At 43.9% G+C, this 22,703-nt stretch carries 23 protein-coding genes; 4 read left to right on the top strand and 19 right to left on the bottom strand.

What is annotated here, in order from left to right; all coding sequences use genetic code 11:
- Positions 1–5 precede the first annotated feature (5 nt).
- Both BLR42_RS01885 and BLR42_RS01880 read left to right on the top strand, forming a co-directional pair.
- Positions 6–863, top strand: coding sequence for a hypothetical protein (locus BLR42_RS01885; RefSeq protein ID WP_091866155.1), 858 nt, complete (start codon positions 6–8; stop codon positions 861–863).
- Between the two features lie 199 nt (positions 864–1,062).
- Positions 1,063–1,932, top strand: coding sequence for a CPBP family intramembrane glutamic endopeptidase (locus BLR42_RS01880; protein WP_091866153.1), 870 nt, complete (start codon positions 1,063–1,065; stop codon positions 1,930–1,932).
- Between the two features lie 527 nt (positions 1,933–2,459).
- Here the strand turns inward: BLR42_RS01880 and BLR42_RS01875 are convergent.
- The 4 genes from BLR42_RS01875 to BLR42_RS01860 form a co-directional block, all read right to left on the bottom strand.
- Positions 2,460–4,856 (bottom strand): glycoside hydrolase family 31 protein, encoded by a 2,397-nt coding sequence (locus tag BLR42_RS01875; RefSeq protein ID WP_091866151.1) that lies wholly within the window; start codon positions 4,854–4,856, stop codon positions 2,460–2,462.
- 18 nt (positions 4,857–4,874) lie between these two features.
- Positions 4,875–6,461 carry a type 2 periplasmic-binding domain-containing protein gene (locus tag BLR42_RS01870; RefSeq protein WP_022762147.1) on the bottom strand — a complete coding sequence of 529 codons (1,587 nt, stop codon included), beginning with the start codon at positions 6,459–6,461 and terminating at the stop codon, positions 4,875–4,877.
- Positions 6,462–6,532: 71 nt separating this feature from the next.
- Positions 6,533–7,459, bottom strand: a complete 927-nt coding sequence (locus BLR42_RS01865) for a carbohydrate ABC transporter permease (protein ID WP_207648504.1) — start codon at positions 7,457–7,459, stop codon at positions 6,533–6,535.
- A 72-nt stretch (positions 7,460–7,531) separates the two neighbouring features.
- Positions 7,532–8,440, bottom strand: a complete 909-nt coding sequence (locus BLR42_RS01860) for an ABC transporter permease (protein WP_091866149.1) — start codon at positions 8,438–8,440, stop codon at positions 7,532–7,534.
- A gap of 138 nt (positions 8,441–8,578) precedes the next feature.
- Here BLR42_RS01860 and BLR42_RS01855 point away from each other — a divergent pair, with 138 nt between their 5' ends.
- A complete protein-coding gene (locus tag BLR42_RS01855) occupies positions 8,579–10,279 on the top strand; it encodes a sensor histidine kinase (protein ID WP_091866147.1) in 1,701 nt (566 codons plus the stop codon).
- A gap of 86 nt (positions 10,280–10,365) precedes the next feature.
- Entirely contained in the window at positions 10,366–11,133 is a 768-nt protein-coding gene (locus tag BLR42_RS01850; RefSeq protein ID WP_091866145.1) for a response regulator transcription factor, read from the top strand.
- A 1-nt stretch (position 11,134) separates the two neighbouring features.
- Here BLR42_RS01850 and rsmH read toward each other — a convergent pair whose 3' ends face one another.
- From rsmH to BLR42_RS01780, 15 genes are all read right to left on the bottom strand, one after another.
- Positions 11,135–12,172 carry a 16S rRNA (cytosine(1402)-N(4))-methyltransferase RsmH gene (rsmH, locus tag BLR42_RS01845; protein WP_091866143.1) on the bottom strand — a complete coding sequence of 346 codons (1,038 nt, stop codon included), beginning with the start codon at positions 12,170–12,172 and terminating at the stop codon, positions 11,135–11,137.
- Between the two features lie 58 nt (positions 12,173–12,230).
- Complete coding sequence (locus BLR42_RS01840; protein WP_091866141.1) at positions 12,231–13,484, bottom strand: coproporphyrinogen-III oxidase family protein; 1,254 nt, start codon at positions 13,482–13,484, stop codon at positions 12,231–12,233.
- Between the two features lie 11 nt (positions 13,485–13,495).
- Positions 13,496–13,921 carry a hypothetical protein gene (locus BLR42_RS23870; RefSeq protein WP_330387246.1) on the bottom strand — a complete coding sequence of 142 codons (426 nt, stop codon included), beginning with the start codon at positions 13,919–13,921 and terminating at the stop codon, positions 13,496–13,498.
- Positions 13,899–14,171 carry a radical SAM family protein gene (locus tag BLR42_RS23865; RefSeq protein WP_330387245.1) on the bottom strand — a complete coding sequence of 91 codons (273 nt, stop codon included), beginning with the start codon at positions 14,169–14,171 and terminating at the stop codon, positions 13,899–13,901. The genes BLR42_RS23870 and BLR42_RS23865 overlap by 23 nt, the downstream gene beginning before the upstream one ends.
- A 473-nt stretch (positions 14,172–14,644) precedes the next feature.
- Positions 14,645–15,829, bottom strand: a complete 1,185-nt coding sequence (locus tag BLR42_RS01830; protein ID WP_091866139.1) for a glycerate kinase family protein — start codon at positions 15,827–15,829, stop codon at positions 14,645–14,647.
- A complete protein-coding gene (locus tag BLR42_RS01825; RefSeq protein ID WP_091866137.1) occupies positions 15,826–16,731 on the bottom strand; it encodes a metallophosphoesterase family protein in 906 nt (301 codons plus the stop codon). The genes BLR42_RS01830 and BLR42_RS01825 overlap by 4 nt, the downstream gene beginning before the upstream one ends.
- A 9-nt stretch (positions 16,732–16,740) precedes the next feature.
- A complete protein-coding gene (locus tag BLR42_RS01820; protein WP_242879158.1) occupies positions 16,741–17,409 on the bottom strand; it encodes an HAD family hydrolase in 669 nt (222 codons plus the stop codon).
- A 96-nt stretch (positions 17,410–17,505) separates the two neighbouring features.
- Complete coding sequence (locus BLR42_RS01815) at positions 17,506–17,850, bottom strand: phenylpyruvate tautomerase MIF-related protein (RefSeq protein ID WP_022762158.1); 345 nt, start codon at positions 17,848–17,850, stop codon at positions 17,506–17,508.
- Positions 17,851–17,890: 40 nt separating this feature from the next.
- Positions 17,891–18,373, bottom strand: a complete 483-nt coding sequence (locus BLR42_RS01810; protein ID WP_242879157.1) for a GNAT family N-acetyltransferase — start codon at positions 18,371–18,373, stop codon at positions 17,891–17,893.
- A gap of 68 nt (positions 18,374–18,441) precedes the next feature.
- On the bottom strand, positions 18,442–18,996 hold the full coding sequence (locus tag BLR42_RS01805) for an NAD(P)H-dependent oxidoreductase (protein ID WP_091866135.1): 555 nt from the start codon (positions 18,994–18,996) through the stop codon (positions 18,442–18,444).
- Positions 18,993–19,622 (bottom strand): 5' nucleotidase, NT5C type, encoded by a 630-nt coding sequence (locus BLR42_RS01800; protein ID WP_242879156.1) that lies wholly within the window; start codon positions 19,620–19,622, stop codon positions 18,993–18,995. Before BLR42_RS01800 ends, BLR42_RS01805 begins: the two co-directional genes overlap by 4 nt.
- A gap of 72 nt (positions 19,623–19,694) precedes the next feature.
- Positions 19,695–20,408, bottom strand: a complete 714-nt coding sequence (locus BLR42_RS01795) for a hypothetical protein (protein WP_091866133.1) — start codon at positions 20,406–20,408, stop codon at positions 19,695–19,697.
- 3 nt (positions 20,409–20,411) lie between these two features.
- Positions 20,412–21,092, bottom strand: a complete 681-nt coding sequence (locus BLR42_RS01790) for a fluoroquinolone export ABC transporter permease subunit (protein WP_091866131.1) — start codon at positions 21,090–21,092, stop codon at positions 20,412–20,414.
- Between the two features lie 12 nt (positions 21,093–21,104).
- On the bottom strand, positions 21,105–21,953 hold the full coding sequence (locus BLR42_RS01785) for an ABC transporter ATP-binding protein (protein WP_091866179.1): 849 nt from the start codon (positions 21,951–21,953) through the stop codon (positions 21,105–21,107).
- 76 nt (positions 21,954–22,029) lie between these two features.
- Positions 22,030–22,656: a TetR/AcrR family transcriptional regulator gene (locus BLR42_RS01780; protein WP_091866129.1), complete on the bottom strand. Its 627-nt coding sequence runs from the start codon at positions 22,654–22,656 to the stop codon at positions 22,030–22,032.
- Positions 22,657–22,703: the final 47 nt, after the last annotated feature.

Genomic DNA, 22,703 nt, shown 5'->3' with positions numbered 1-22,703 from the left:
GAATTATGGAAACAAAAAAGGAAAACAAGGTAAAAACAGTATTTGGAGCAGTAGGTATAGCGCTCCTTTATCTGTTGATTCAATTGGTGGTATCAATAATTGCCAGTATAATTATCTCCGTTTCTGTCCCACGTGAGAGTATGGATAATGAAGCCCTGACTGCTTTTGTGATGTCATATCAGCCAATAATGGTATTTGTTTCCAATCTGATAGGTACAATTCTTTTTGGAATTTGGTACTATCTGGGATATGTAAAAAAAGATCAACTTGCCGGAACTTATGTGCCTTGCCTTGATAAAATCTGCAATATCAATGCCATAGGTTTTATTGTTTTTTCAGCGCTTACAATCGGTCTTTTTGACAGACATGTTGCTGATCTGGTAATGATGCTTTCTCCCGAAAGCGGTGAATATTTCTACCGTATAATGGCAGGTGTTTCTGACCCAACCCCCATAAATCTGATTTCAATGATTTTATTATCCTCTATGGGAACTGCGTTTGCCTTCCCGGGCATTATGATGCAGAATTTAAAGAAAACTTTTGGAATAGCCGGATGCATAATCATACCTTCCATACTGCTTGCAATTATAATGCTCAACCCTGTGCAATCGATATATGGAATTCCCTTTAGCCTTGTTATGATGTTTGTTTCCTACAAATTCAGTTCGGCAATCCCCGGTATGATGATAGGTATTATAAACAATGCAGGCGCGGTAATACTGAATGAAATCCTAAAAAAGGAGCTTCCTCCTGCTATAAGTGCATGCTTTGTTGTAATATTCCTTGGGCTTTCAATTTTCTTTTACAGAAGATTGCCTTTTTCACATAAGGATGAGTCAGATATTCCTTCTCAAAGCGAATAGAATTATCTGATAAATAAACAAATAATGTAAAAATAAGGTTACGTTAAGATTTACTTCAATCTGCGGAAATGATTCCGAATTATCATGTTTTCATCGGGCAAGGGAACGACAGAAAACGCGATACGGAATCGCCCGTACGATTGAAGTTTTTTTATGTATTTTTTGAAACAATATTTTTATATGGAAAAGGAGAAAGAGTATGAAAACAACAAAAGGTAGTAAAGCTAAAGCAATATTTGCAGCAATCGGAATTATGCTGCTGTTCCTGGGAATCCAGGCAATTATAGGTGCTGTCGGAACTGTTGGAGCATCTGCATTACATTATGCACAGACCGGCGAAGCCTTTGCAACTAATGAAGAATACATGGAATACATTTCCGGAATCTTAACAGTATTACAGTTCGTTGGCGAGATTGCATGCATCGTAGTATTCGGTCTCTGGTATTACCTCGGATCCGTAAAGAAAGATCAAAAGCTTGGAACCTATGAGTCAGGTCTTAAAAAGATCTCAAATGTAAATGCTATCGCATTCCTTGTATGCATCTCACTTGGTTTCTATACATTTGATTTAATCATTTCCAAAATTACTACAGTTCTTATTCCCGGAAGTTCTGAGTTATTCAGCCAGCTTATGGGTCTTGTAACAGGCGGAAATCAAATTGTAGCAGTACTCACAGTCGCACTGTTTGCACCTATCGCCGAGGAATTGGCCTTCAGAGGAGTGATGCTTAAGAGTTCCAAAAAGGCCTTTGCAATTGTAGGATGTGTCATCCTCTCTGCGCTTATGTTCGCTATCATGCACATGAATCCCATGCAGAGCTTATATGCACTTCCCATCGGCCTTGCACTTGCTTTCGTTGGTTATAAGTTTAATTCAGTAATTCCTGCAATTGTTATTCACATTATCAACAATACAGTTGCTATCGTAGTTCCTTCTGTTCTCGGAAGACCTCTCAGCATGGTTGAAGCTGTAGTTGTTTGTGCAATATTTATGGCACTTACTGTTTTCACTTACAAAAAGCTTGCTGTAAAGGATGAGCAGGTTGAAGCTACAGAGATTTCTGCATAATAATATTGAGGCCGCTGCGTTTTGCAGCGGCCTTAAAACATGTCTATTACATATCTATACAATAAATTCTACATGATCTACTATTTTTGTTGTTTGGGGATGCATTGTATTGCAACAAATTCTTGGGAATCTTTTTATTTTATTGTACGTAGAATTAATCCTTGCAACAAATCCTGTGAATTCTGCTATATTTGTTGTCTTCTGAAATTATCCTCACAACAAATCAGCTAACTTTTTGCACTTTTATTGTTTACCTAAAATTCCCAGACAACAAAACAGACATTTTATTATTCTTTTGTTGTTCAACAAAAAATCCCAAACAACAAATCTCATCAATTCAATTAGATTTATTGCATACATAAAAATATCATGCAACAAACGCCCTACATGAAACTTGATTTGTTGTATCCTACATTTTTTTCTTATCTTGTAAGGCCATCTGTTATATTTGACCTATATTATATTTGACCTCTACTACAACAAATCTTCTCCTATAAGTGCCTTAAACAATTATCTCTATAAATACCTTAAACAATTATCTCTATAAGTGCATCCTTCATCTTTTCAGAGATATCAAGATTTCTTATCTCTTCCTCGGATCTAAGGCCGCCCTGCATGAAGCTGTCGTAGATTCGCTGCTTCATGTCATAGCTGAACTTGCATCTCTTAAGAAGCTTAAACACTTCTTTTTCTCTGGCGTTGGAGCTTAACGCAACATTTTTCAGAACAAGCTTTGTGCCCTCTTTGGCAGCGACTTTTCCGAGCGAAACAATCGCCTGCTTGCTGTCTTCATCATAGTCCACAGTCTGCTGCCCATCACTTCCTACTCTTCCACTATTCTCTTCAGAGCTTTCAAGCGTTACGCCATCCTCTACCCCGCAGAGCACAAGCGTAAATTCTCTCTGCCCGGGAAGGAGGCTTGTCATCCCTTCAGCTCCGCTGATTTCAACGCAGAGCTCTCTCTTTTCATGGTCATAGGTCTGAGTTATCTTTGTGAAAACACCCTCATCCTTCATGTATCCGTTAGTGAGTCCATCATCTTCAAAAAGTGTATAGCTTCCGTCTACGCCGACTCCAAGGTAAATTCTAAGCTTACCTGGAAGCTCATTTACATCCGAAGTGATCTCATCCGCCATCGGAACAACACCACCTGCCTTAACAAGAACCGGAATCTGCTCGATAGGTCTGTAGAGCTTTCTTAGCTTGTCACCTTCGTAGACATTACCATTAAATATATCAATCCATCTTCCCTCAGGAATAAAGGCAAGAACCTCAGCCATCTGAAGCTCGTCGTCAAGTGGACTCGTGACGGGATAAACAGCCAGCTCACTTCCAAAATAGTAACCATTTCTGGAACGATAAGCCTTATCATTCTCAGGACTTCCGTAGTAAAGTGGCTGCATCAGCGGTTCGTCATTTTTATATGCGTTGTAGTTCGCCGTATAAAGATACGGAATCATCCTGTGCCTTAGTCTCATGAAGTCCCCGACTACGCTCCTCATGGGCTGAGGAAGATTCCAGGGCTCCTTGAAGAAGAACGGATTACATGAGCTGTGAAGTCTCATTATTGGTGAAAAGACTCCGAACTGAATCCATCTGCAGGTCCTTTCCGTGTCCTCCTCGCCGTGCATGTGTCCGCCTATATCATGACTCCACCAGCCATAGCCCACGTTTGAAGCAGTCGATGTGAAAAACGGCTGAATATCAAGGCTGACCCAGGTTGCGCAGGTATCTCCCGAGAATCCTATGGGATATCTGTGGCTTCCGATTCCCGCAAAGCGCGAAAATATCATTGCTCTTTTATCTCTGCGGAGCTGATCAAGATAATGGTAGTGATTGAGAATCCACAAAGGATCCACACTTCCCGACTTAGCCTTGGTACCCTGCTGCCAGTCAATCCACCAGAAGTCCACGCCGTCCTCTTCATAGGGCTGCATAACATCCTCAAAATAGGCGTCCACGAAGTCCTTGTTCATTAGATCAAACTCCACCGGTTTTTCTGATTCCGGATCAATGCCCATGCGAGTTGCCACCTTCTCGTACATCGACTCGAAAGCTCTTATTCCATCCGCGGGATGTAAGTTTAAGGTAACAGCTTTTCCTCTTCTGTGAAGTTCTGACAGGAATCTCCTGTAATCCGGGAAGTACTCCTTGTTCCAGGTGTAGCCCGTCCAGCCGGTTCCGTACTTAGGATCAATCTCGGTTAGATGCCAGTCCATGTCGATTACGGCCACTGTGATCGGAACGTTCTCCTCATCGAACTTATCCATGAGATCCAGGTAGCTCTGCTCCGTATACTTCTCGTATTTGCTCCACCAGTTTCCAAGCGCATATCTGGGGATCATGGGCGCCTTTCCACAAAGGTGATAGAAGTCCTTCAGAGCTTTCTTGAATCTCGTGCCGTAGCCCCAGAAGTAGACATCCTTCTCCGGATGCTCTCTGTCGAAAATGTCCTCGCCGGACAGTTCGCAGCTTTCGCCGTCATCGAACCAGGCGTAGCCTTCTCTTGAAAAAAGGCCCTTTTCATACAGAACCACTCCATTGGTTTCATCTAACGTTCTCACGGTTCCGAAAAGATTTCTGCCGTTTTCCCCGTAATTCCAGATGACGTTATTTTCTCGTTCAGAATTCGTAGTGCCAAGGAGCTCTATCTGAAGACCTCTTGGTGTGAAATCCTTTTTGTCGTAGGTGACTTTCAATTTCTTCGTTGTGAAGATCAGCTTATCTTCGTTGTCTTCAAGAACTTCGTATTCTGCCTTCGGGAAGTCTCTGTTAAGTACAACCTGCGTTGCATTGTCTGTAAAATGTCCGTCTTTTTCATACTCAAGACGGAGCAAGCTATCCGTCAAAATGCTTATGCGATAGCTTGCTCCAAGAAGTATGTTTTCGGTCGGACAAAGTGGATTAAAATTAAATGTTTTCATACTTGTCCTTCTTGCTTTTTATTTGTTTGCGTTATATGTGTTATAGGCGTCCTTCTGAATCTGAATGAAGTCGTTATAGCCCATGGTCTCAAGCGTCTTTATGTAACTATCCCACTGCTCTTCAATTCCGCCTTCTGTTACCCAGGTTGCCTGGTTGGATGTAACATAAGAATCAAGGTCTGTGAAAAGAGTTGCAAGTGTGGTGAGCTGGTCATTTGTGTAGCTCACGTTAGGGAATGCTTCCTTAGCATATTTTCCGAGTTCCTTATCAAGTGCAAGCTTACTTGCATCGCCGTTTTCTGCTGCGTAGGAAACCTTATCGTTGAAACCGTCTGCTACATACTTGGGACCGAAGTCGCGAAGTGACTGAATCCATGCGAAGGTGTCTGCAGAGTTTCCGTCCTGAGGCTCAAGAACAGTGTATGTCCCATCGGCGTCATTCTTCTCAACACCAACTCCAAAGGAGCCGTAGAAGTTCTGGATTGAAGCGTCCTCTGTGTAGAACTTATCCACCCATGAAAGGAGTGCTCCGGGATTTTCACAGGATGATGTCACAACAAACTCGTATCTGCTGTAGTTCCAGTGCTCGGGATCAGCAGAGATGTAGCTTTCACCTGAAGGTCCCTTAAGAGCGGGAAGTGCAACATACTGGTCGGAATTTGCTCCGAAGGTAGAGTCAGCTGTCCAGCCGGGAGCTGCACCTACGATGGGTGTCTCATTCATGAGCTTCGCGTCACGCATGGAAGAATCCTCGGTGAAAAGCTCAGGGTCGATTAGCCCTTTTTCAAAGCAGCTGTGCATCCACTCGATGCCTTCCTTGTAGCCTTCTGTCACAGGAAGATATACAGGCTCGCCGTCCTGAATTGCCATCATGTATGTGCCGTCTGCTCCGATTGTTGTTCCGAAGGGAAGGCAGAAGAACATCACCGAATCAGCATAACCCTGACCGAAAGGAATCTCATCGTTAGGGTCTCCGTTACCGTTGGCATCCTGCTCCTTGAATGCTGTAAGAACCTTTTCAAACTCCTCATAGGTTGTGGGAACCTCGAGTCCAAGGTTATCAAGCCACTTCTTATTTATAAACATCTGGTTTGCGACAGTAGGTCTGCAGGGCTTCTTGGAAGGAAGTCCGTAGATATGTCCGTCTGCTGAAGTTGCAAGAGCTTTCATGGTAGGATCACTCTCGATGATGCTCTTGAAGTTAGGCATATACTCATCGATATAGTCGTCAAGTGCGATGAAGGATCCTGTATTTGTCAGGACATCAGACTCTGAAAAGCAGATGGATCCCATAAACGCATCCGGAAGGTCGCCGCCTGCAAGAAGTACAGCCTTCTTATCAGCCCAGTCAGAATTGAGGATTGTATCCCAGGTTATGGAAATTCCTGCCTCTTTGGCAGCCTCATCCGGAAAACCTGTATGGTAGTCCTCTCCCCAGTCTGCCCATCTTACTGTAGCAACCTCATAAGAGCCGGCCTCTGCGCTCTTGGGTGTTTCAGTCTGTGCAATGTCCGCAGTGTCAGTTGCAGCCTTGCTCTGTCCGCATGCCGATACAAGTGCACTAAGTGCAAGAATGCCTGCTGTCATCAATGCCGTCTTTTTCATATTTCTCTCCTTTTTTCCTTAAAAATATTTTATTACTTTGCTGAACAAATGTCGCTAAAGTAATTAGTTATTTATCCCTTCACTGCTCCTATCATCACGCCCTGGTTGAAGTATTTCTGCAAGAAAGGATAAAGGGCCATGATAGGCAATGTAGAAACCACAATTGAAGCATATTTCATCATGTCAGAGAGCTGCCTCAGCTCCTGAGCCATTGTTCCCGTCGCCGCTCCCAGCAAGGACTCATTGGAAATGAGAATTCTTCGAAGGAGGAGCTGCAGCGGTATGAGATCTTCATTTTGCAGATAAATCAGTGCATTAAACCATGAGTTCCAAAGTCCTACCGCGGTCCAAAGTCCGACTACGGCAATCACTGCTTTTGAAAGGGGCACTGCAAACTGAACAAAATATCTCATGGTGCTGCAGCCATCTATTTGTGCCGCTTCCCAGAGGGATTCCGGCAACGAGTTTTGAAAGAAAGTTCTCGCAACTATTATGTTGTAAGTGGATACCGCAAATGGAATCACCATTACGAAGAATGAATCAAGAAGTCCAAACTGCTTCACTACAAGGTAGGTTGGAATCAGACCGCCGCTTACAAACATAGGGATCAGGTAGAAAGTATTTATCCATTTTCTACCGGGCAGGTCTTTTCTTGACATAGCGTAACCGGCCGTTATATTAACGAACAACGAAACCAAAGTACCGGTGAGGGTATATATAATGGTGTTCCAATAACTTTTCCAAATCTGGCTCTGTTCGAAAAGCTTTTGGTATCCCCTTACATCTATAACTTTTGGCCATAACCAGACCTTACCGTTTGCCACATCCGCGGGATTACTGAAGGATGCGATTATTACAAACCAGAGCGGATATATTACCGCGATTATCATGAGAAGCGCAATCAGATGAAAAATGACGTTTACCATGTTGTCTCCGGAAAATTTGCTTCGCTTTTTTATTTCCATCCTGGAGGTCTCGAATTTAAGTATGTTTTCCATAGATTTATTTCTCCTTTTCATTCCCCTCATCCGGCGCTTCGCGCCACCTTCTCCCATTGGGAGAAGGCATTGTCAAAACAAACTACTTTCTGTCAGCTTCCTTGCCATGAAGTTCACGAGCAGAAGAACTATCACATTAACTACCGTATTGAACAGGCCGATCGCTGTGGAGAGACTGTACTGCATGCTCTGCATACCCATCTTATATACGTAAGTTGAGATGATCTCACTGCTCATGATGTTCTGAACATTCTGAAGAAGGAACACCTTTTCAAAGCCTATACCTAAGATGCTGCCGGCTCTCATGATAAGGAGCACCATCGCTGTCGGCATGATCATCGGAATGTCGATGTATCTGATTTTCTGAAGGGTGCTCGCACCATCCACGGTTGCAGCTTCGTAATAAGTGGGATCAATGCCCGCGAGAGCTGCCAGATATATGATGCTGTCCCATCCGAGATGCTGCCAGATATCACTCCACACATATACGTGTTTGAAGCTTGCCGCGCTCGACATCACATTCGGAAATTCCTGACCGAAGAGCCTCCACAGATTGGCGAACAGTCCGCTGCTGGGTGATAAGAAGATCAGCACCAATCCGCACATAACCATAGTTGATATAAAGTGCGGCAGGTAGGTGATTACCTGGAAGACCTTCTTAAACATCTTTGTCTTCATCTGGTTACACATAAGTGCCAGAAGAATCGGAAGCGGGAAGCCCACCGCTATGCTGTACAGACTTAGCAACAGCGTGTTCTTTATAGTCACCCCAAACTGATAGGACTTAAAGTACTGTATGAAATTTTTCATTCCCACGAAGGGGCTGTGCAAAATTCCGAGTGCCGGCGAGTAGTTCTGAAAAGCAATTACAATTCCGACCATCGGAAGGTAAGCAAAGCAAAAAAGCAAAATCGCCGATGGCACAAGTAACAGATAAAGTTGATAGTATTTTTTGAAATTCTTAAGTGTTTTTTCTTTCATGTCGTTTCTCCTTACGTGCTAAATCTTATATTTTTCAAAAATCAAAAAATAGCACTTTTCAGTTTTATGGATAGCACTTTTCCGAACAGGAAACGATTTAATGTGGTGCAATCTAAATCTTTTACTTATAATTAAGCTATGAAAACGAAAAGAAGAAATATGGGCTATCCGGTGGTGCAGATTTTAAGGAAAACGCTTTGGACAGCTATCCCTGTAGTCATTATTTTTGTGTTCATAAGCGGCTACTCTTTTTGGGAAATAAGAAGACAGAACAATCTCGCACTGGAAAATGCCATAACAATTTATCAGAATGATCTAAGCCACCGGCTTGATGCCATCGCGCACTTCGTCCAATGGACAGTCGTGCACGATCCCATTCTTGATGCCTTCTCTTCGGAGAAGCACATGGGCGACTTCAGGCAGGCGGGTAATGATCTGCGCCTTCGTGTAAGTGATATGCAATATTCCACAGGCTCGGAATATATGTACTTTTTCTACTGGGATGAGGGCAATATTTTCATAAATGCCTCGGAACTTACAGTGAACTATGAGACCTATAAGAAGATAAAAAAGAAGGTAATTGATGATGTCGAAAAACCGGTCAGCGGCGACCGCTTTTCATGGATTCCAAGTGTTATAGACGGAAAGACTTATCTGTACTATCTGGTCACCTATAAACATAGGACCTTCATCTCGCTGGTTTCCATTGATGATATATTGTCTCCGCTCTTCACAATCAATCTTGGATCACACGGCAATATCACCTTCCAGGATCTTGCGGGAAATACTTACTATCAGAGCGCAAAGAGCCCCGAAGGGCTTATCGGTTATTACTACAACAGGCTCTATTTTCGAGGCGAGGACGCCGGTCTTCCCTTCACGCTGGTTATCGATTCGGACATGCTTGGCAACTACGGTAAGATATTCCTCCTTCAGTTCCTGGTCGTCCTGACCGCTCTGGCTCTTAGTTTAATTATGGGAGGCTACATACTTGTAACCTATAAGAGGGTGATTCTTCCGATCAAGATTTTTTCAAGTAATCTGTCAAAAATGGATTCCCTCTCCGACGCAGAGTCCGCAAATCTCGATCTGACAGACAGCAAGATGCAGGAGCTCAACCAGATAAATGACCAGTTTAAGAGCCTGGTTCGCGAGATAACAAGACTTCGAATAAACATCTACGAAGCTGAGCTGGATCAGAATAAATTCAGGATTCTTTTCCTGCAGCAACAGATAAAACCGCACTTTTATTTAAACTGCCTGACGACGATAGACAGTATGCTGAGTCTGGGAGATACCTCTGCAGCCAGAAAAATGCTGCAGTTCACATCTAAGTACTTCAGGTATTTATTCCAGGCGGACAAGGATTATGTGCCGCTTAGCAGTGAGATTGCGCACGCTGAGGATTATCTTGATATCCAGATGATGCGCCTTTCGGAGGACATCGATTATAGCTGCGACATTGATGAAAAGGATATGGACGTGATGATTCCGCCGCTCCTTCTGATCACTTTTGTGGAAAATATCATCAAGTACGCGGAGCCCTCCGGCGACTCTCTGAAGATATCCATCACGGGACATGACTATGTCAGAAACGATGAGGATTACATTGAGATCTGTATAAGAGATAACGGTCAGGGATTCCCTTCGGAAGTTATAGAAAAAATCAGAGCAGGTGAGTACCTGACTACAGAAGACGGCACCCATATAGGAATCTCCAACTGCATCAGAAGACTTAAGCTTCTCTATGAGGATAGATTTGAGTTCACTTTGGAAAATGATGAATTAGGCGGAGGTGTCGTGAAAGTTGGTCTTCCGAAGGATGAGCATAAACAGTGAAAGATTGGGAAAGTATTGCTCTAAGCTCTACAAAATATATTCTTTGGGATAATGAAGCTTCCGTTTTTTGAAAGGAATTATGAATAATGCAAGTTCTGCTGGTAGACGATGACCGCTTTGTTATTGCGGCATTGCAAAAAGGAATAGCCTGGGAAAGCCTTGGAATAACCGAGGTTTTCACCGCCGGCAACATAAATACCGCCAAAGAAATTATGGCGAATAATAATATAGACCTGCTCCTTAGTGACATAGATATGCCACACGGTTCAGGTCTTGATCTGCTGAATTTTCTTCGCGAGCAGGGAAATCCCGTGCCCACAATTTTCCTGACAAATTATGCCGATTTTACTTATGCGCAAAAAGCCATCGAACTGAAGAGCTTTCACTATTTCCTTAAGCCCATCGACTACGCAGAGCTAACAAGAATTATTAAGAAGGCTCTGAAGGAAGCCGAATCCTTGCAGGAAACCAGGGATCTCCGGGAAGCTTTTTCCGAAGCCGGTTCCACTATTCCCGAGATTCCTACCGATGCCTCCGAAAACGAATCCAATATCAAGGCGCTTCTTAAGTATGTCGATGATCATTTTCGTGAGGAAATAAGCCGCGAGCAGCTCTCAGTCATGTTCTTCTTCGATCCTGATTACATAACAAAAATTTTCAAGAAGGAGACCGGCATGAGCTACAAAAATTATGTGATTGAAAAGCGCCTGTCCCTTGCAAAGGAGCTGCTAACCGAATCAGACTATCCTATCCACGACATCGCCCAGTACGTCGGCTACGACAACTACTCTTATTTCACGAGACTGTTCAAGAAGAGTTTCGGTGTAACCCCGATTGAGTTCAGGGGAAAATAATTCAGGCCTTAACAGCCCACCTCAGTTTTGTGGATTTACTGCGTGGATTGAGTCTTTGTTCCTCCGGTGAAGGTCTTGTGACATCCCTGGAGATATCGCTGTAGACTCCTTCCTTGAAGAGAGCTTTGAAGGACTGCTTCACAAGTCTGTCCTCTCCTGAGTGAAAAGTCAGAACCGCCACTCTTCCACCGGGATTAAGGATATTCGGAAGCTTTTCCAGGAATGCATAGAGCACCTCAAATTCCGAATTCACATCTATTCGAAGCGCCTGAAATACTCTGGCACAGCTCTTTTTTATCGCATCGTTTTTCTCTTCCTTTGGTACCTTCCACAGAGCGGATTCTATCGCAGCTTTGAGGGCTGAAGTTGTATCCATGGGATCGCCTTTTTTCATAAGGTTAAAGACCTTGTCAGCAATCTCCTCCGCGTAAGGTTCGTCGGAGTTCGTGGCAAGCATGCCCACAAATTCATCTCTTGTTATGCTGTGAAGTCTCTCTGCTGCGGATTGTCCGTGATCCGGATCGAGTCGCAGGTCAAGCGGGCCTTCAATCTTGTAGGAAAATCCCCTCTTGGGGTCATCTATCTGCATGGAAGAAACGCCGAGGTCCGCCAGTACAAAGTCAAACTTCCCGGCTTCTTTGCAGACTTCCTCAATGTTGGCAAAATTGGTGAGTTTGAATTTAAACAGTTTTTCATCAAAGCCTGCTGTGCGAAGTCTCTCCACTGTCTTCTTCGACTCAATAGGATCGACATCAAGTCCGTAGACACAGCCTTTTCCTTGGAGCTGCTCCAGCATCTTCCTGGTGTGACCGCCATACCCGAGCGTGCAGTCAAGTCCCTGCTCACCCGGCTGAATGTTCAGCACCTCAAGAATCTCCTTCACCATGATGGAGATATGCATCCCCGCGGGAGTCGAACCCTTTGAAATTACATGAGCAACCGTATCCGCATACTTCTCCGGATTTTGCTCCTTATATTTTTCTTCGAATTTCCTGGGATACTTCCCGGAGTAATGAACTCTTCTCTTATGTTGTTCCATATTGTTGTCCTCATTTATTCTTTGTGGAAGCACAGCCTGCCCGGCATTTTATCAGTGCTTACAACTTCATCCCCGTAGGGAATGCCTCTTTTCGCATAAGTCCCCACATCTTATCGATGTAGGAAAGCGTGTAGTAGTTTTCATAATAATGGAAATAGAAGGCGCCTTTTTTTGTCAGCGTCAGCATACCATTTTCCTCAGTAATATATCCGAATAGCTTCGCCATGAAAATTTCAAAGCCATACATTTTCTTTAAAGGCACTCCGAAGAAGTCCTCGAAATCCTGTATATTCACTCTTGTACTGTAGGCCGTCCAGAATAGGTAATAGACCATTCGCTGCCTTTTCCTGAAACGGATTGTCAATGAAGTCGGAAGTTTTCCCTCTGTTATGCGCTTGCAGTACTCTTTAGTTGAAAAAGTATTAACCTTGAAGCTGTCCTTTAGAAGAGTTGTTGCAGAGCATCCAAAGCCAAGGAAATTCTCCCTGGTCATAGATGAATACTTCGCTTCCTCCTTAGTGGAAAAGGTCCAGATAGAGCTCCTGTAAAATCCCTTTTCCTCAAAATACTCAGTCATCTCATCCATGAGTTCACGCTTTTGCCGCTTGGGCATTGCCTTCACGGGACTTTTTGTAAAAGTAAAATCTATGAAGGGATAGACCGCCACGTGATTGGCTCCGGTCTCAAAAGCCTTGTCGATATCTGCCTTTAGATCATCTATTGTTTGATCCGGTAACGCAAAAATAAGGTCCATGGAAACCGTGTCAAAAGGTACCTCGGCCAAAGCCCTGTTCATTGCATCTATATCAATGCATTTCCTTCCAAGTACGCTGCCATATTTTTCCAGAAAAGATTGTATGCCTATGCTGATTCTTGTAACACCGGCTTCCTTCAATTTTCTTAGCGTTTGAGGTTCTACATTATCCGGATGAAGTTCTAAGCCAATTCCGTCAGTTATTACGAAGTGCTCCTTAAGAGCAGCTACTATGTCGCCAATTCTGTCTGCTGCGAGCGCGGGTGTTCCACCTCCGAAATAGAGGCTGGTCACTGTCTTCTTTTCCTTATACCTGCTGCCCACAAGATGTATCTCTTTGATGAGAGCATCTATGTACTCACTCATTTTGTTCTCATCATAAATCTCTTTGCAGTAGGGACAGAAGTTGCAAATGGATCTGCAAAACGGAATGTGCACGTAGAGCCCCAATTGCTCAGCTTTTTCGTAATCCAGTTCGTTGTCGTATTCATTGGTAAAAGTAAATGGTTCAAGACTTCTGGTAAACCACATCCTTGTAAGTTCAGTTTTAAAGCTCATATAAAATCCTATTACACGTATTTCAAGTAAGTTCTAAACATCTCAAAAATAACTCTTAAGTTGCCGCCAAACAAAAGTGTGTACTCGGCAACGAAGAAGTAGCCGCACTCATCGCAAAGTCCGGGCACATCGATGCATCGTCCGCACACTGATATCTTGCCGTTTTCGATTACAAGGCACTGCGCACAGGGTGTGGGAAAGCTGTTGTTTATGAGGTACGGAAATGCGCTCTTTAAATTAAAGACCGGAACTCCCTCATCCATCATCTGCGATATAACCTCGCAGCACTGAGCCTTCTCTTCCTTAGACAGCGCAAGCTCCCTCGTATCGGGATAGGGCGTATGGAAATTGAAGGACACTGCACGGACATTTTTCATGTCTCTTGCTGTATAGCAGACGTCTCGAATAGCATCCTTATTTATCTGATTGACCGCCATCTCTCCATATGAAGGTCTCGCCTCCGCAGAAAAAGAGAATTTTTACGCCCATATCAAAGAGCTGCTTCATCTCACCTTTTATCTGTTCATAGGGATGCATCACCGCCGTTATGTTGTTTACCGAGCAGTGCTTGCACTTTAAGTTGCACTTATCTGTAACTATAACCGTCCCCAGGATTGGATCCTTTTTCTTAAATAATACTGTCTTTACTCCAAACCGCATAAGCGGCCAAAATGCTGATGCTTTCATGTCCTCCCCACCTTGCGTGCTTATTCTTCTTTAGTGGTGTTTTCTGTGCTTTTAGCTTTTCTTTTCATTTCACAGATGCGTTTTGGGGATAGTATCTGTGTTTTTTACTTTTCTTTCCATTTCACAGATGCTTTATAGGACAGCTTCTGTGTTTTTAAAATTTCTTTCTGTTTCACAGATAGTCCTCTAGAGCAACGTCTATGTTTTTCCCAGTTTTCTTCAAAACACAGATGATTTCCAAGTTGTCATCTGTGTTTTTTCTATTTTTCATCTAAGCACAGATATCACCCCATATAATCGTCTGTGTTTTCTTAATTTTCCTTCAAGACACAGATACAGCCAAAATTATCATCTGTGTTTTCCTTATTTTCCTTCAAAACACAGATACACTCATAATAATCATCAAATCACCTTCTGTGCTTTTTACATTTATCTCGATTTCGCAGAAGTATACCTCAAAGTCACCATCAAACCTAACGCGAAATCACCTTGCAACGCGTACTTACCTCATAAAGTGATATCACCTGCTTAGCCGCAGCTTCCATATTCTTCATGGCAGTCTCTTTCTGCATTGCTTCTTCAAGCGTCGTGACACCTCTGACTATAGGAAAATAGGCATCAATTCCGGCTTTATTGCAGGCAGCGGCGTCCTCTGTAACACTGCCCGCAAAGGCGATTACGGTTTTGCCGTACTTTTTTGCAAGCGCTGCAACACCGACAGGTGCCTTCCCCATCGCTGTCTGAGCATCCAGCATGCCCTCACCTGTTACGACGAGGTCTGCATCTTTTATATATTCCGCAAGCTTCGTCTCCTCCAGAACAAGCTCAATTCCGGGCTTCAGCGTAGCATTTGTAAAAACAAGAAAAGCAAAGCCCATTCCGCCGGCCGCTCCGGTCCCGGGATATTCAGCATCTGCACTAGTCCCCTGACACTTAGCATCTGCAGGGTATTTTGCCATAGCCAACCTTGCATAGTTCTCAAGCCACTTGTCCATATCCGCGATCATCTCCGGTGTCGCGCCTTTCTGAGGGCCATATATCGCACTGCAACCGGTTGGTCCACAGAGAGGATTTTTCACATCACAGGCAACCAGGAATTCGCAGTCCTCAAGCTCCGGAAGTACATGCTCATCCGAAATTTCTGCAATGTCTTTAAGTCCTTTTGCTCCGAGAGCTATCGGCTCTCCTTTTTTATCAAGAAATTCGTAGCCAATGGCTGAAAGCATTCCTGTTCCTCCGTCGTTTGTGGCGCTTCCGCCGATTCCGACTATGAATCTCCTGCAGCCCTTGCCGATTGCATCTCTTATCACTTCTCCGACACCGTAGGTCGTAGTATCAAGCGGACTCAGCTCACTCCCTGAAAGCAGCGTAATACCTGCTGCTCCGCTCATTTCAATTACTGCCAGCTTTTTCTCACTTATAATTCCGTAATCGCAAATGACTGGTTTACCTAAAGGTCCTGTCACAGTTACTGATATCCGCTGTCCGTTCATACCTTCAATGAGGGCGTCCACAGTTCCTTCGCCGCCATCCGCAAGAGGTCTGACAATAACTTCTATGTCGGGATCTGCTTTCCGCGCTCCTTTTGCGAAGGCATTTCCCGCCTCAATTGAGGACATGCTTCCCTTGAAGGAATCTATGGCTGTCACTATTTTCATAAAGCCTCCTCCCGGTAATCCGGAATATTAAATTCCTCTGCCGCAATTGCAAAATACTTCTCTTCAATCTCCGGCCACACGGTCCGTTCTCCGGCTTCCTCCGAGAGCTTTGCTGCCAGCGCTACCATCTCCGCTGCGCGGTCCTCTCCGGTTAAAAGGATCTTGATGTTGCAATTGATGAACCATTTTCCTTTCTCAAGAAGTCCAAATGAAACCATGTCGCGAACCACTTTTTTATTGTCATAAGGTATCTTCAGAAATGTCGGCTTCCATACAACTTTGCCATCAGATAGCTCATCCTCCAGGATCATGCACTGAGCAAAACCGGCATCATTTATGGATATTCCAATGCACCCCGAGTTCATATAATGCTTATCTTTGTAGACATATTCTCCGGGAAAATGGGTGTGTGCGCATATCATGTAATCGCACGGAATCTTATCGAGCCAGGATCTTGCTTCATCACTTCCAAGCTGAATAAGTTCGCGTGAACTTACAGGTGATCCGTGACAGCACTTAATCGTGGGATAACCGGTTTTCTCATAGTCGAAGGTAATCGGTAATTTACTGAAAAAATCCAGGTCCTCATCTGTCAATTGCTCGTAAGTAAAAAGTAGATTCCCGCTTGCAGAATTGTATCTCCAAAACTGATCTCGCCTGCCTTCCTTTAGTACCTTCTGCTGCCCGAGCATGTACTCTTCTCTGTTCCCCCTTAAAAGGTGGCATGTATGCGAACTGGTGAACTCGTAAAGACAGTCCATTGTTTCCCTGGTGTAGGGTGTGTCGGACACATAGTCGCCAAGGAAAATATATTCATCGCAGCCTTCCTTCTCCAAATACTTTATGCATTCCCTGAAGGCCACTATATTGCTGTGTATATCGGATAGGATTCCGATTTTCATGGGAACCTCCTAATTTAAATAAATAACCACGTCGTTCAAACTATCGAGCACTGCTTCCGAAAGCTGTTTCATCTCATCATCCGCAGGCAGAAGATCCGGAACCATTATCGGATGAAGGCCGCCTCTGTGAGCGGCTCTTATGCCGTTGAATGAGTCCTCGATCGCATAGGCATTTTCCGGTGCGACGCCTATTTTCTCACAGGCGAGCAGAAAAATGTCAGGCTCAGGCTTACTCTTTGAAACCATGTCTCCTGTAACTATCTCATCAAAATAGTCCAGAATTTTCGCATCCCTTAGCTGGTTAACAACGGTCTGCCTTCTGGTTGATGATGCAAGGGCAATCTTTTTCCCATTATTCTTCAAAAAATCCAGGATTTCAAAAACTCCAATTTTCATCGGAAGTCTTCCGCCATCATATTTTTCATGATACATCTTCGAAGCTTCCTTCGCGTACTCATCATAAGGAAAATCCGGTCCATAGGCGTTCATCATGATTTCTCTTGTCTTTGCATCATTTGTGCCGGTGCACTCAAGATAAGGCTTCTCAATCCCTTCAATCCCGTACTTCTCAGCCAGCTCTATCCAACAATACATTGTTGCTCTCTCGGAGTCGAAGATGACTCCGTCCATATCAAAAACTACCGCATCAAATTTTTTCATAGCTGCAATATCGCCCATTTCATCTCCTCCGCAAAAGTCTTTTTTCACATAGATACTATAATAAAATAAAAGGAGCGCATGCACAATGCGCTCCTTAAGCATCCTCACTATCTATCAGAAATTGTTTCCGTTCCATCCCCAATCATCAGATCCGAAATAGCGGATATACATGTGATCAGGCGCTACCCCAAGAATGTCGCCGTATATTCCGGTCAGTTCCTTTGTCATCTTCCCATAGGTATCCGGAGATGCATTTCCGTAAATCTTAACTTCAATGAATGCGGTAGGCGCAGAATCATCTCCCCTGAAGTACATCGGAATATCACCTTCGATGGCCAGCATGAGCCAGCTCTCGCTCTTTCCGGGGATGATTGAGATTGCCTTTCCGAGGCGTTCTTTGAGCTGAACTTCTTTTTCTTTTGATACTGTTACATTTGTTTTTGTTGAAATAAATGGCATAACTTTTTCCTCCTATATCATTGATCTATGAACATCCACATTACAGTGCCTTCTCGTAGCACAGGAAATCCTGGTCGTACATGAAGCATTCGCCGACAACATTAAAATCAAAAACCGAGTAGCAACGTATAGCTTTTACATTGTACTTATTCACAAGAAAATGGATGCTCTTGTAGCCACGCGCCTTGAGTTCATCCATACCGCGCTGCATCAGCTTTCTTGCAATTCCCTTACCCTGCATGGACGGATCCACCGCAACACGTGCAAGCTCTCCCCCGGGAAAAAGATCTTTATTCCAACATTCCAGGCTATCCACAGCTTCGTCTACTTCAAGAGAAATTGCAGCAATTACCTTATCATCTTCCTTTATAATAAACAGAGCATCTCTGGACAGATCAAAGTCAATCGTTTCATTCGACGGATAATCCTCATCCCACGCACAAAACTCCCTGCCCTTTTGCATCTCATATAATGCCAGTATCTGCTCTCTGTCGTTCTTTGTTGCGAGTTCAATTTCCCCCACTTTATTACCTCCACATCAAAACCTTTTTCTCAACCTTACGGCATTCTTATTAGTATAGTTCAAACTTTTCACACTGAAATGGAAGCAATCGCTTCGTTCATAATTGCATCGGCGTCTGCTCCCAAAACGTCGAGTCCGCTGGCCTTTATAAGGCTCACGTCCTTAATTCCGTAGTAACTCTCAGCGAGCGCTTTTATATAGCCATAGCCGTATTCATCGGGAACCACAGGGCCGCCGGCTGTCGTAACATAGTATAGTTTGTCAGCCTTACACATTCCCTTGGGCATGCCCTCCGGGGTATATAAAAAGGTGATTCCAAGTACATTTATGGCTTCAATATACTGCTTCAATTTTGCAGGAAAAGACAGATCCCAATAAGGCGCAGCAATAACTATCGTATCCGCCTTGGCAAACTGTCTTGCAAGCTCAAACATCTTATCATCAAAGGCGCACTGCTCAATGAGGTTTTCTCTCTTAGTCAGATATTCTTCGCTTGTGGTCTCAAAACTGATATCTTCCAGCTTTACATATCTAACCTCCCCCGAGAGCTTTTCCAAAAGAGCATCCGCAAGCCTCTTTGTTCTGGAATTTTCACGAACACACGCATCAATGTAAAGAATCATTTTATTCCTCCTTTTCTGATCCAGTCACGAATTATATCCCAGTCGGTGCAGCGATGATAGTTTGCACCGGGAAATTCTGCTTTGCTGTTCCAGGGTCTGTCAAACACCAGGACATTTAGATCCGGCAGATGATCGAAGAATCCGAAAGCCATGGGTGAATCCTCCACCGCATAATCAAAATGCATCTTGTAATAGTCCTCGAGTTCCAGATTGAACTCACCGCCTTTATAGAAAAAGTCTCTTCCGTATTTATTAAGGAAAAACAACTTCGGGCGACTTAAATCATGCTCCTCAAGCCACTGTTTTGATGCCTCATAAGCTGCGAAAGGACGGCCTGTAATTACAAAAACTTCATGTCCCTCATCAATTAGTTCATTAAGAACCCTTGATGCTCCGGGCGTCTCTTCATAGGAAAGAAGAATCTCGGGGCGATGTCCCTCCTTCATCAGCTCAGCGTATTCTTCATCATTCAGTGAAAAGGACTCCTGAAGATTAAAGGAATGGAGCTCTTCGTAGGGGACATTTTTTCCAAAAAGTCTGGATGCGATCTCGACAAAAGATAGTGCCGTCTCGCATAGACAATCATCAAAATCTACGTAAATTTTCAGCGGTTCTTTGCTGTACATAATTATCTCCTTTTTCCCCTCATCCGTCAGCTACGATGACACCTTCCCCCCCTTATGTAAGGGGGGAAGGCATTATTGAAATTTTCTTCTGAAAAGCTTAAGCAACACCGCGCCCCATATTGCAAAAAGTACAGTTGCAATAACAAGACTTACGGGCGTCTCATCCTTCGACCACACACCCACATGATACATGGGAAATGGGATAAACACATATCTGACTGCTCCCTTTATAAAAAACGGAACAAAGAAAGTGATTCCAAACAGTCCGGACAGCTTGCCAACTGCCATGCCCTCTACCTTGTTGGAAGATATGGCCACAACAAGAAAGGATGTGATTATTCCGCAAAGTGTTGATGAAATAACCATAACAAAGATTACGGGAATACTCAACTTTGTAAGGGCAAATATAGGAAGAATAACCGCTATCATGGCTCCCGATATCACTCCTGGAAGAAGGATTCTTGATAGAAGATACCCGTTCTCACCTGGCGGCGTCACCAGTATATATTTTGCGATCCCGTCGTCGATTTCTCCAAGAACCACAAGTCCTCCTATGAAGGCAAACATCATACCTGTGAGAATTGCAAGGAGCCAACTGAAAAAATCATAGTAAGGCACAAGAAAGCTGCCATAGCCAAACCCTGCAAGAATCTTTTCCTCAAAAATCGGTACTCCGAATCTGAAGATACTCCCCACAAAAAAGGGTGCGATGACCAGCATGATCATCATCATATCGCGGGTTATCTGTTTTACCATAAAGCCGAACATCTTACATGTAGCACTCATAGTTTATTCTCCAACATTCTTATACATTCTAATGACGCATCTTTGTGCGATAAGATACAGAACTCCAATCCACGCAGCAAGGCTTATCAGTGAAAATGGCAGCATATCGGTATTTCCCTCAATCAGCCTCATAGCTGCGCATCCGGGATGAATCAGCATCATCGGATTGTCCCACATAATACCTGCTCTATACACGATAACAGGCGCGAAACCTATAACTTCAAAGGGCACGGTACCCAGTATGTATTGATTGAGGTTACTGACCTTTGTTCCGACTATAACTCCGCACAGGCTAAAAAGAATCGATCCTGCAAGTATCCCCGCCATGCATAAAAACAGGTTATCGGTAGACCCAAAAAGGATCAGCACAAGCCCCACAACCAGAGAGATTATCGCAAAGGAAATCACTTTTCCGAAGATATACTCTGTGGGTGTAACCGGCGAAATTACTATTGAGCTTGTGATATGCTGGCTCTTTTCGAGCAGGATCAGCGCTCCCATAAAGAACATTCCCATTGCCGCCGGATCCGAATATACGCAGCAGGACACAATGATGTTCCTGATATTCCCTTCGAAAAACGAGAAGATTATCATGTACACCAGAATCACAAGGACGTACAGAAAATAGAAGCCGTACTTCCACTGAAAGATAATGTCACCTTTTATTACATTCGCTTGTCTCATAGTTATCACCCGTTAGTCCAAATGTGTGCCGGTTATCTCAATAAAAATATCATTGAGTGTGGGCTCCCCGCTGTGAATCGAGGTTATCCGGTTTTCATCAATAAGTTGCTTTAAAGTCTCGTCGCCACTGATGTCCGAAAGAATCGTGCTCACCATTCGCTCCTGTCCGTTCTCCATATAGGTGTAGGTCACTCTGGCTGCACCGCGACTCATAATGAAATTATGCGGAGTATCCATCGCCTTCATCTGGCCGTCCACAATAAACACCACTCTGTCGCAGAGCTCGGTCGCATCCTGCATGTCGTGCGTAGTGAGAATGATGGTCTTACCCTTCTCCTTCTCTTTCCGGATAAGGTCCTTCATAATCTTGGCGTTATTGGGATCAAGGCCGCTGGTGGGCTCATCCAGAAACAGCACGTCCGGATCGTGGATCAGCGACTTGATGAAGTTCAGTCTGGATTTCATGCCCTTGGAAAAGGCGGAAACCTTCTTATCTGCGTGCTCATAAAGTCCGACTTCCTTTAAAAGTTCATCTATATTCCTTTTGTTTCCGCTGTAAAGTGACGCGAAGTATTTGAGATTTTCCCTGGCGGAGAGCTTATCAAAAAGGCTCGGGAATTCAAAATCGACACCGATTTTCTCATAAAAATCCTTGCCGTGATTTTTGCTCTCGGTACCTAGAATGCTGGCGCTCCCCTCATAGTTTGTGCATATTCCGGTAAGCACCTTCTGCAGGGTGCTCTTACCTGCACCGGAGGGTCCGAGGAATCCGAAGATTTCTCCCTTATCTACAGAAAAAGTAATGTCCTTCAGAAAGGGAGTTTTACTGTAGCTGAAATAAACATTTCTAACATCAATCACCTTGTTGTCTGTCATAGCCTGATCTCCTCTTTTTTATGCTGTCCTAAAAATCGTACAGTTATTTGAATCCTGAGTTTTATTCCAAAATCTGTATAACCAGTCCTTTTACCAGCATGCGCATGCTCTCTCTGAGGTTCTCCTCTCCAATGACATGCTTGTACATAGAACCGAATAAAATCATTGAAAAGGATCCAACAACTGCCTCGACGTCGAGCCCCTTCCTTGCAGCCACTTTTGCTATAATACCTGCTCCCATACGGGTGTCCTGATCCCTGTGGTTTTGAAGCAGATCTTCCGGAAGCTTCGAAAGAACCTGGTTCATCGCCTCAGGCTCAAGCAGCACCTTGAGACAGGATGTGGTTGTGATCTCCATTGCTCCGAGGATCACTTCAGCGATCTCATCGATACATTCGGAAAAGGCTCCCTCCTCCTCGGGATCAATATTGTGACTTGCGATTATTGCAAGAAAACCCTTTGTGATATACTCATCAACCTTTTCATGAAAATCCTGGGCCGCATCGAAAAACAGTACCTCTTTACATGGATAAAAAAGGTAGAAGGTTCCCTTTGGAATTCCGGCAAGCTTTACCAACTCATCCACGGTAGTCTTCTTGACACCTTTTTTCATCAGCATCTCATTGGCTCCTTTCTTTAAACGGATAATGATCTGCTCTCTTTCACTTTCTGTGTAGGTTTTTGGCATATACTCGTCCTCTTTTTGACTAGATTAGTATTTTTAGTCATAATAAC

This window comes from Butyrivibrio sp. INlla16 (genome assembly GCF_900104155.1).
Classification (GTDB): domain Bacteria; phylum Bacillota; class Clostridia; order Lachnospirales; family Lachnospiraceae; genus Butyrivibrio.
This window is presented reverse-complemented; position numbering and strand designations above follow the sequence as displayed.

Coding starts and splice junctions, on each gene's coding strand:
- BLR42_RS01885 (WP_091866155.1), top strand. CDS start 6: ATGGAAACAAAAAAGGAAAACAAGGTAAAAACAGTATTTGGAGCAGTA.
- BLR42_RS01880 (WP_091866153.1), top strand. CDS start 1,063: ATGAAAACAACAAAAGGTAGTAAAGCTAAAGCAATATTTGCAGCAATC.
- BLR42_RS01875 (WP_091866151.1), bottom strand. CDS start 4,856: ATGAAAACATTTAATTTTAATCCACTTTGTCCGACCGAAAACATACTT.
- BLR42_RS01870 (WP_022762147.1), bottom strand. CDS start 6,461: ATGAAAAAGACGGCATTGATGACAGCAGGCATTCTTGCACTTAGTGCA.
- BLR42_RS01865 (WP_207648504.1), bottom strand. CDS start 7,459: ATGGAAAACATACTTAAATTCGAGACCTCCAGGATGGAAATAAAAAAG.
- BLR42_RS01860 (WP_091866149.1), bottom strand. CDS start 8,440: ATGAAAGAAAAAACACTTAAGAATTTCAAAAAATACTATCAACTTTAT.
- BLR42_RS01855 (WP_091866147.1), top strand. CDS start 8,579: ATGAAAACGAAAAGAAGAAATATGGGCTATCCGGTGGTGCAGATTTTA.
- BLR42_RS01850 (WP_091866145.1), top strand. CDS start 10,366: ATGCAAGTTCTGCTGGTAGACGATGACCGCTTTGTTATTGCGGCATTG.
- rsmH (WP_091866143.1), bottom strand. CDS start 12,172: ATGGAACAACATAAGAGAAGAGTTCATTACTCCGGGAAGTATCCCAGG.
- BLR42_RS01840 (WP_091866141.1), bottom strand. CDS start 13,484: ATGAGCTTTAAAACTGAACTTACAAGGATGTGGTTTACCAGAAGTCTT.
- BLR42_RS23870 (WP_330387246.1), bottom strand. CDS start 13,921: ATGGCGGTCAATCAGATAAATAAGGATGCTATTCGAGACGTCTGCTAT.
- BLR42_RS23865 (WP_330387245.1), bottom strand. CDS start 14,171: ATGAAAGCATCAGCATTTTGGCCGCTTATGCGGTTTGGAGTAAAGACA.
- BLR42_RS01830 (WP_091866139.1), bottom strand. CDS start 15,829: ATGAAAATAGTGACAGCCATAGATTCCTTCAAGGGAAGCATGTCCTCA.
- BLR42_RS01825 (WP_091866137.1), bottom strand. CDS start 16,731: ATGAAAATCGGAATCCTATCCGATATACACAGCAATATAGTGGCCTTC.
- BLR42_RS01820 (WP_242879158.1), bottom strand. CDS start 17,409: ATGGGCGATATTGCAGCTATGAAAAAATTTGATGCGGTAGTTTTTGAT.
- BLR42_RS01815 (WP_022762158.1), bottom strand. CDS start 17,850: ATGCCATTTATTTCAACAAAAACAAATGTAACAGTATCAAAAGAAAAA.
- BLR42_RS01805 (WP_091866135.1), bottom strand. CDS start 18,996: ATGATTCTTTACATTGATGCGTGTGTTCGTGAAAATTCCAGAACAAAG.
- BLR42_RS01800 (WP_242879156.1), bottom strand. CDS start 19,622: ATGTACAGCAAAGAACCGCTGAAAATTTACGTAGATTTTGATGATTGT.
- BLR42_RS01795 (WP_091866133.1), bottom strand. CDS start 20,408: ATGAGTGCTACATGTAAGATGTTCGGCTTTATGGTAAAACAGATAACC.
- BLR42_RS01790 (WP_091866131.1), bottom strand. CDS start 21,092: ATGAGACAAGCGAATGTAATAAAAGGTGACATTATCTTTCAGTGGAAG.
- BLR42_RS01780 (WP_091866129.1), bottom strand. CDS start 22,656: ATGCCAAAAACCTACACAGAAAGTGAAAGAGAGCAGATCATTATCCGT.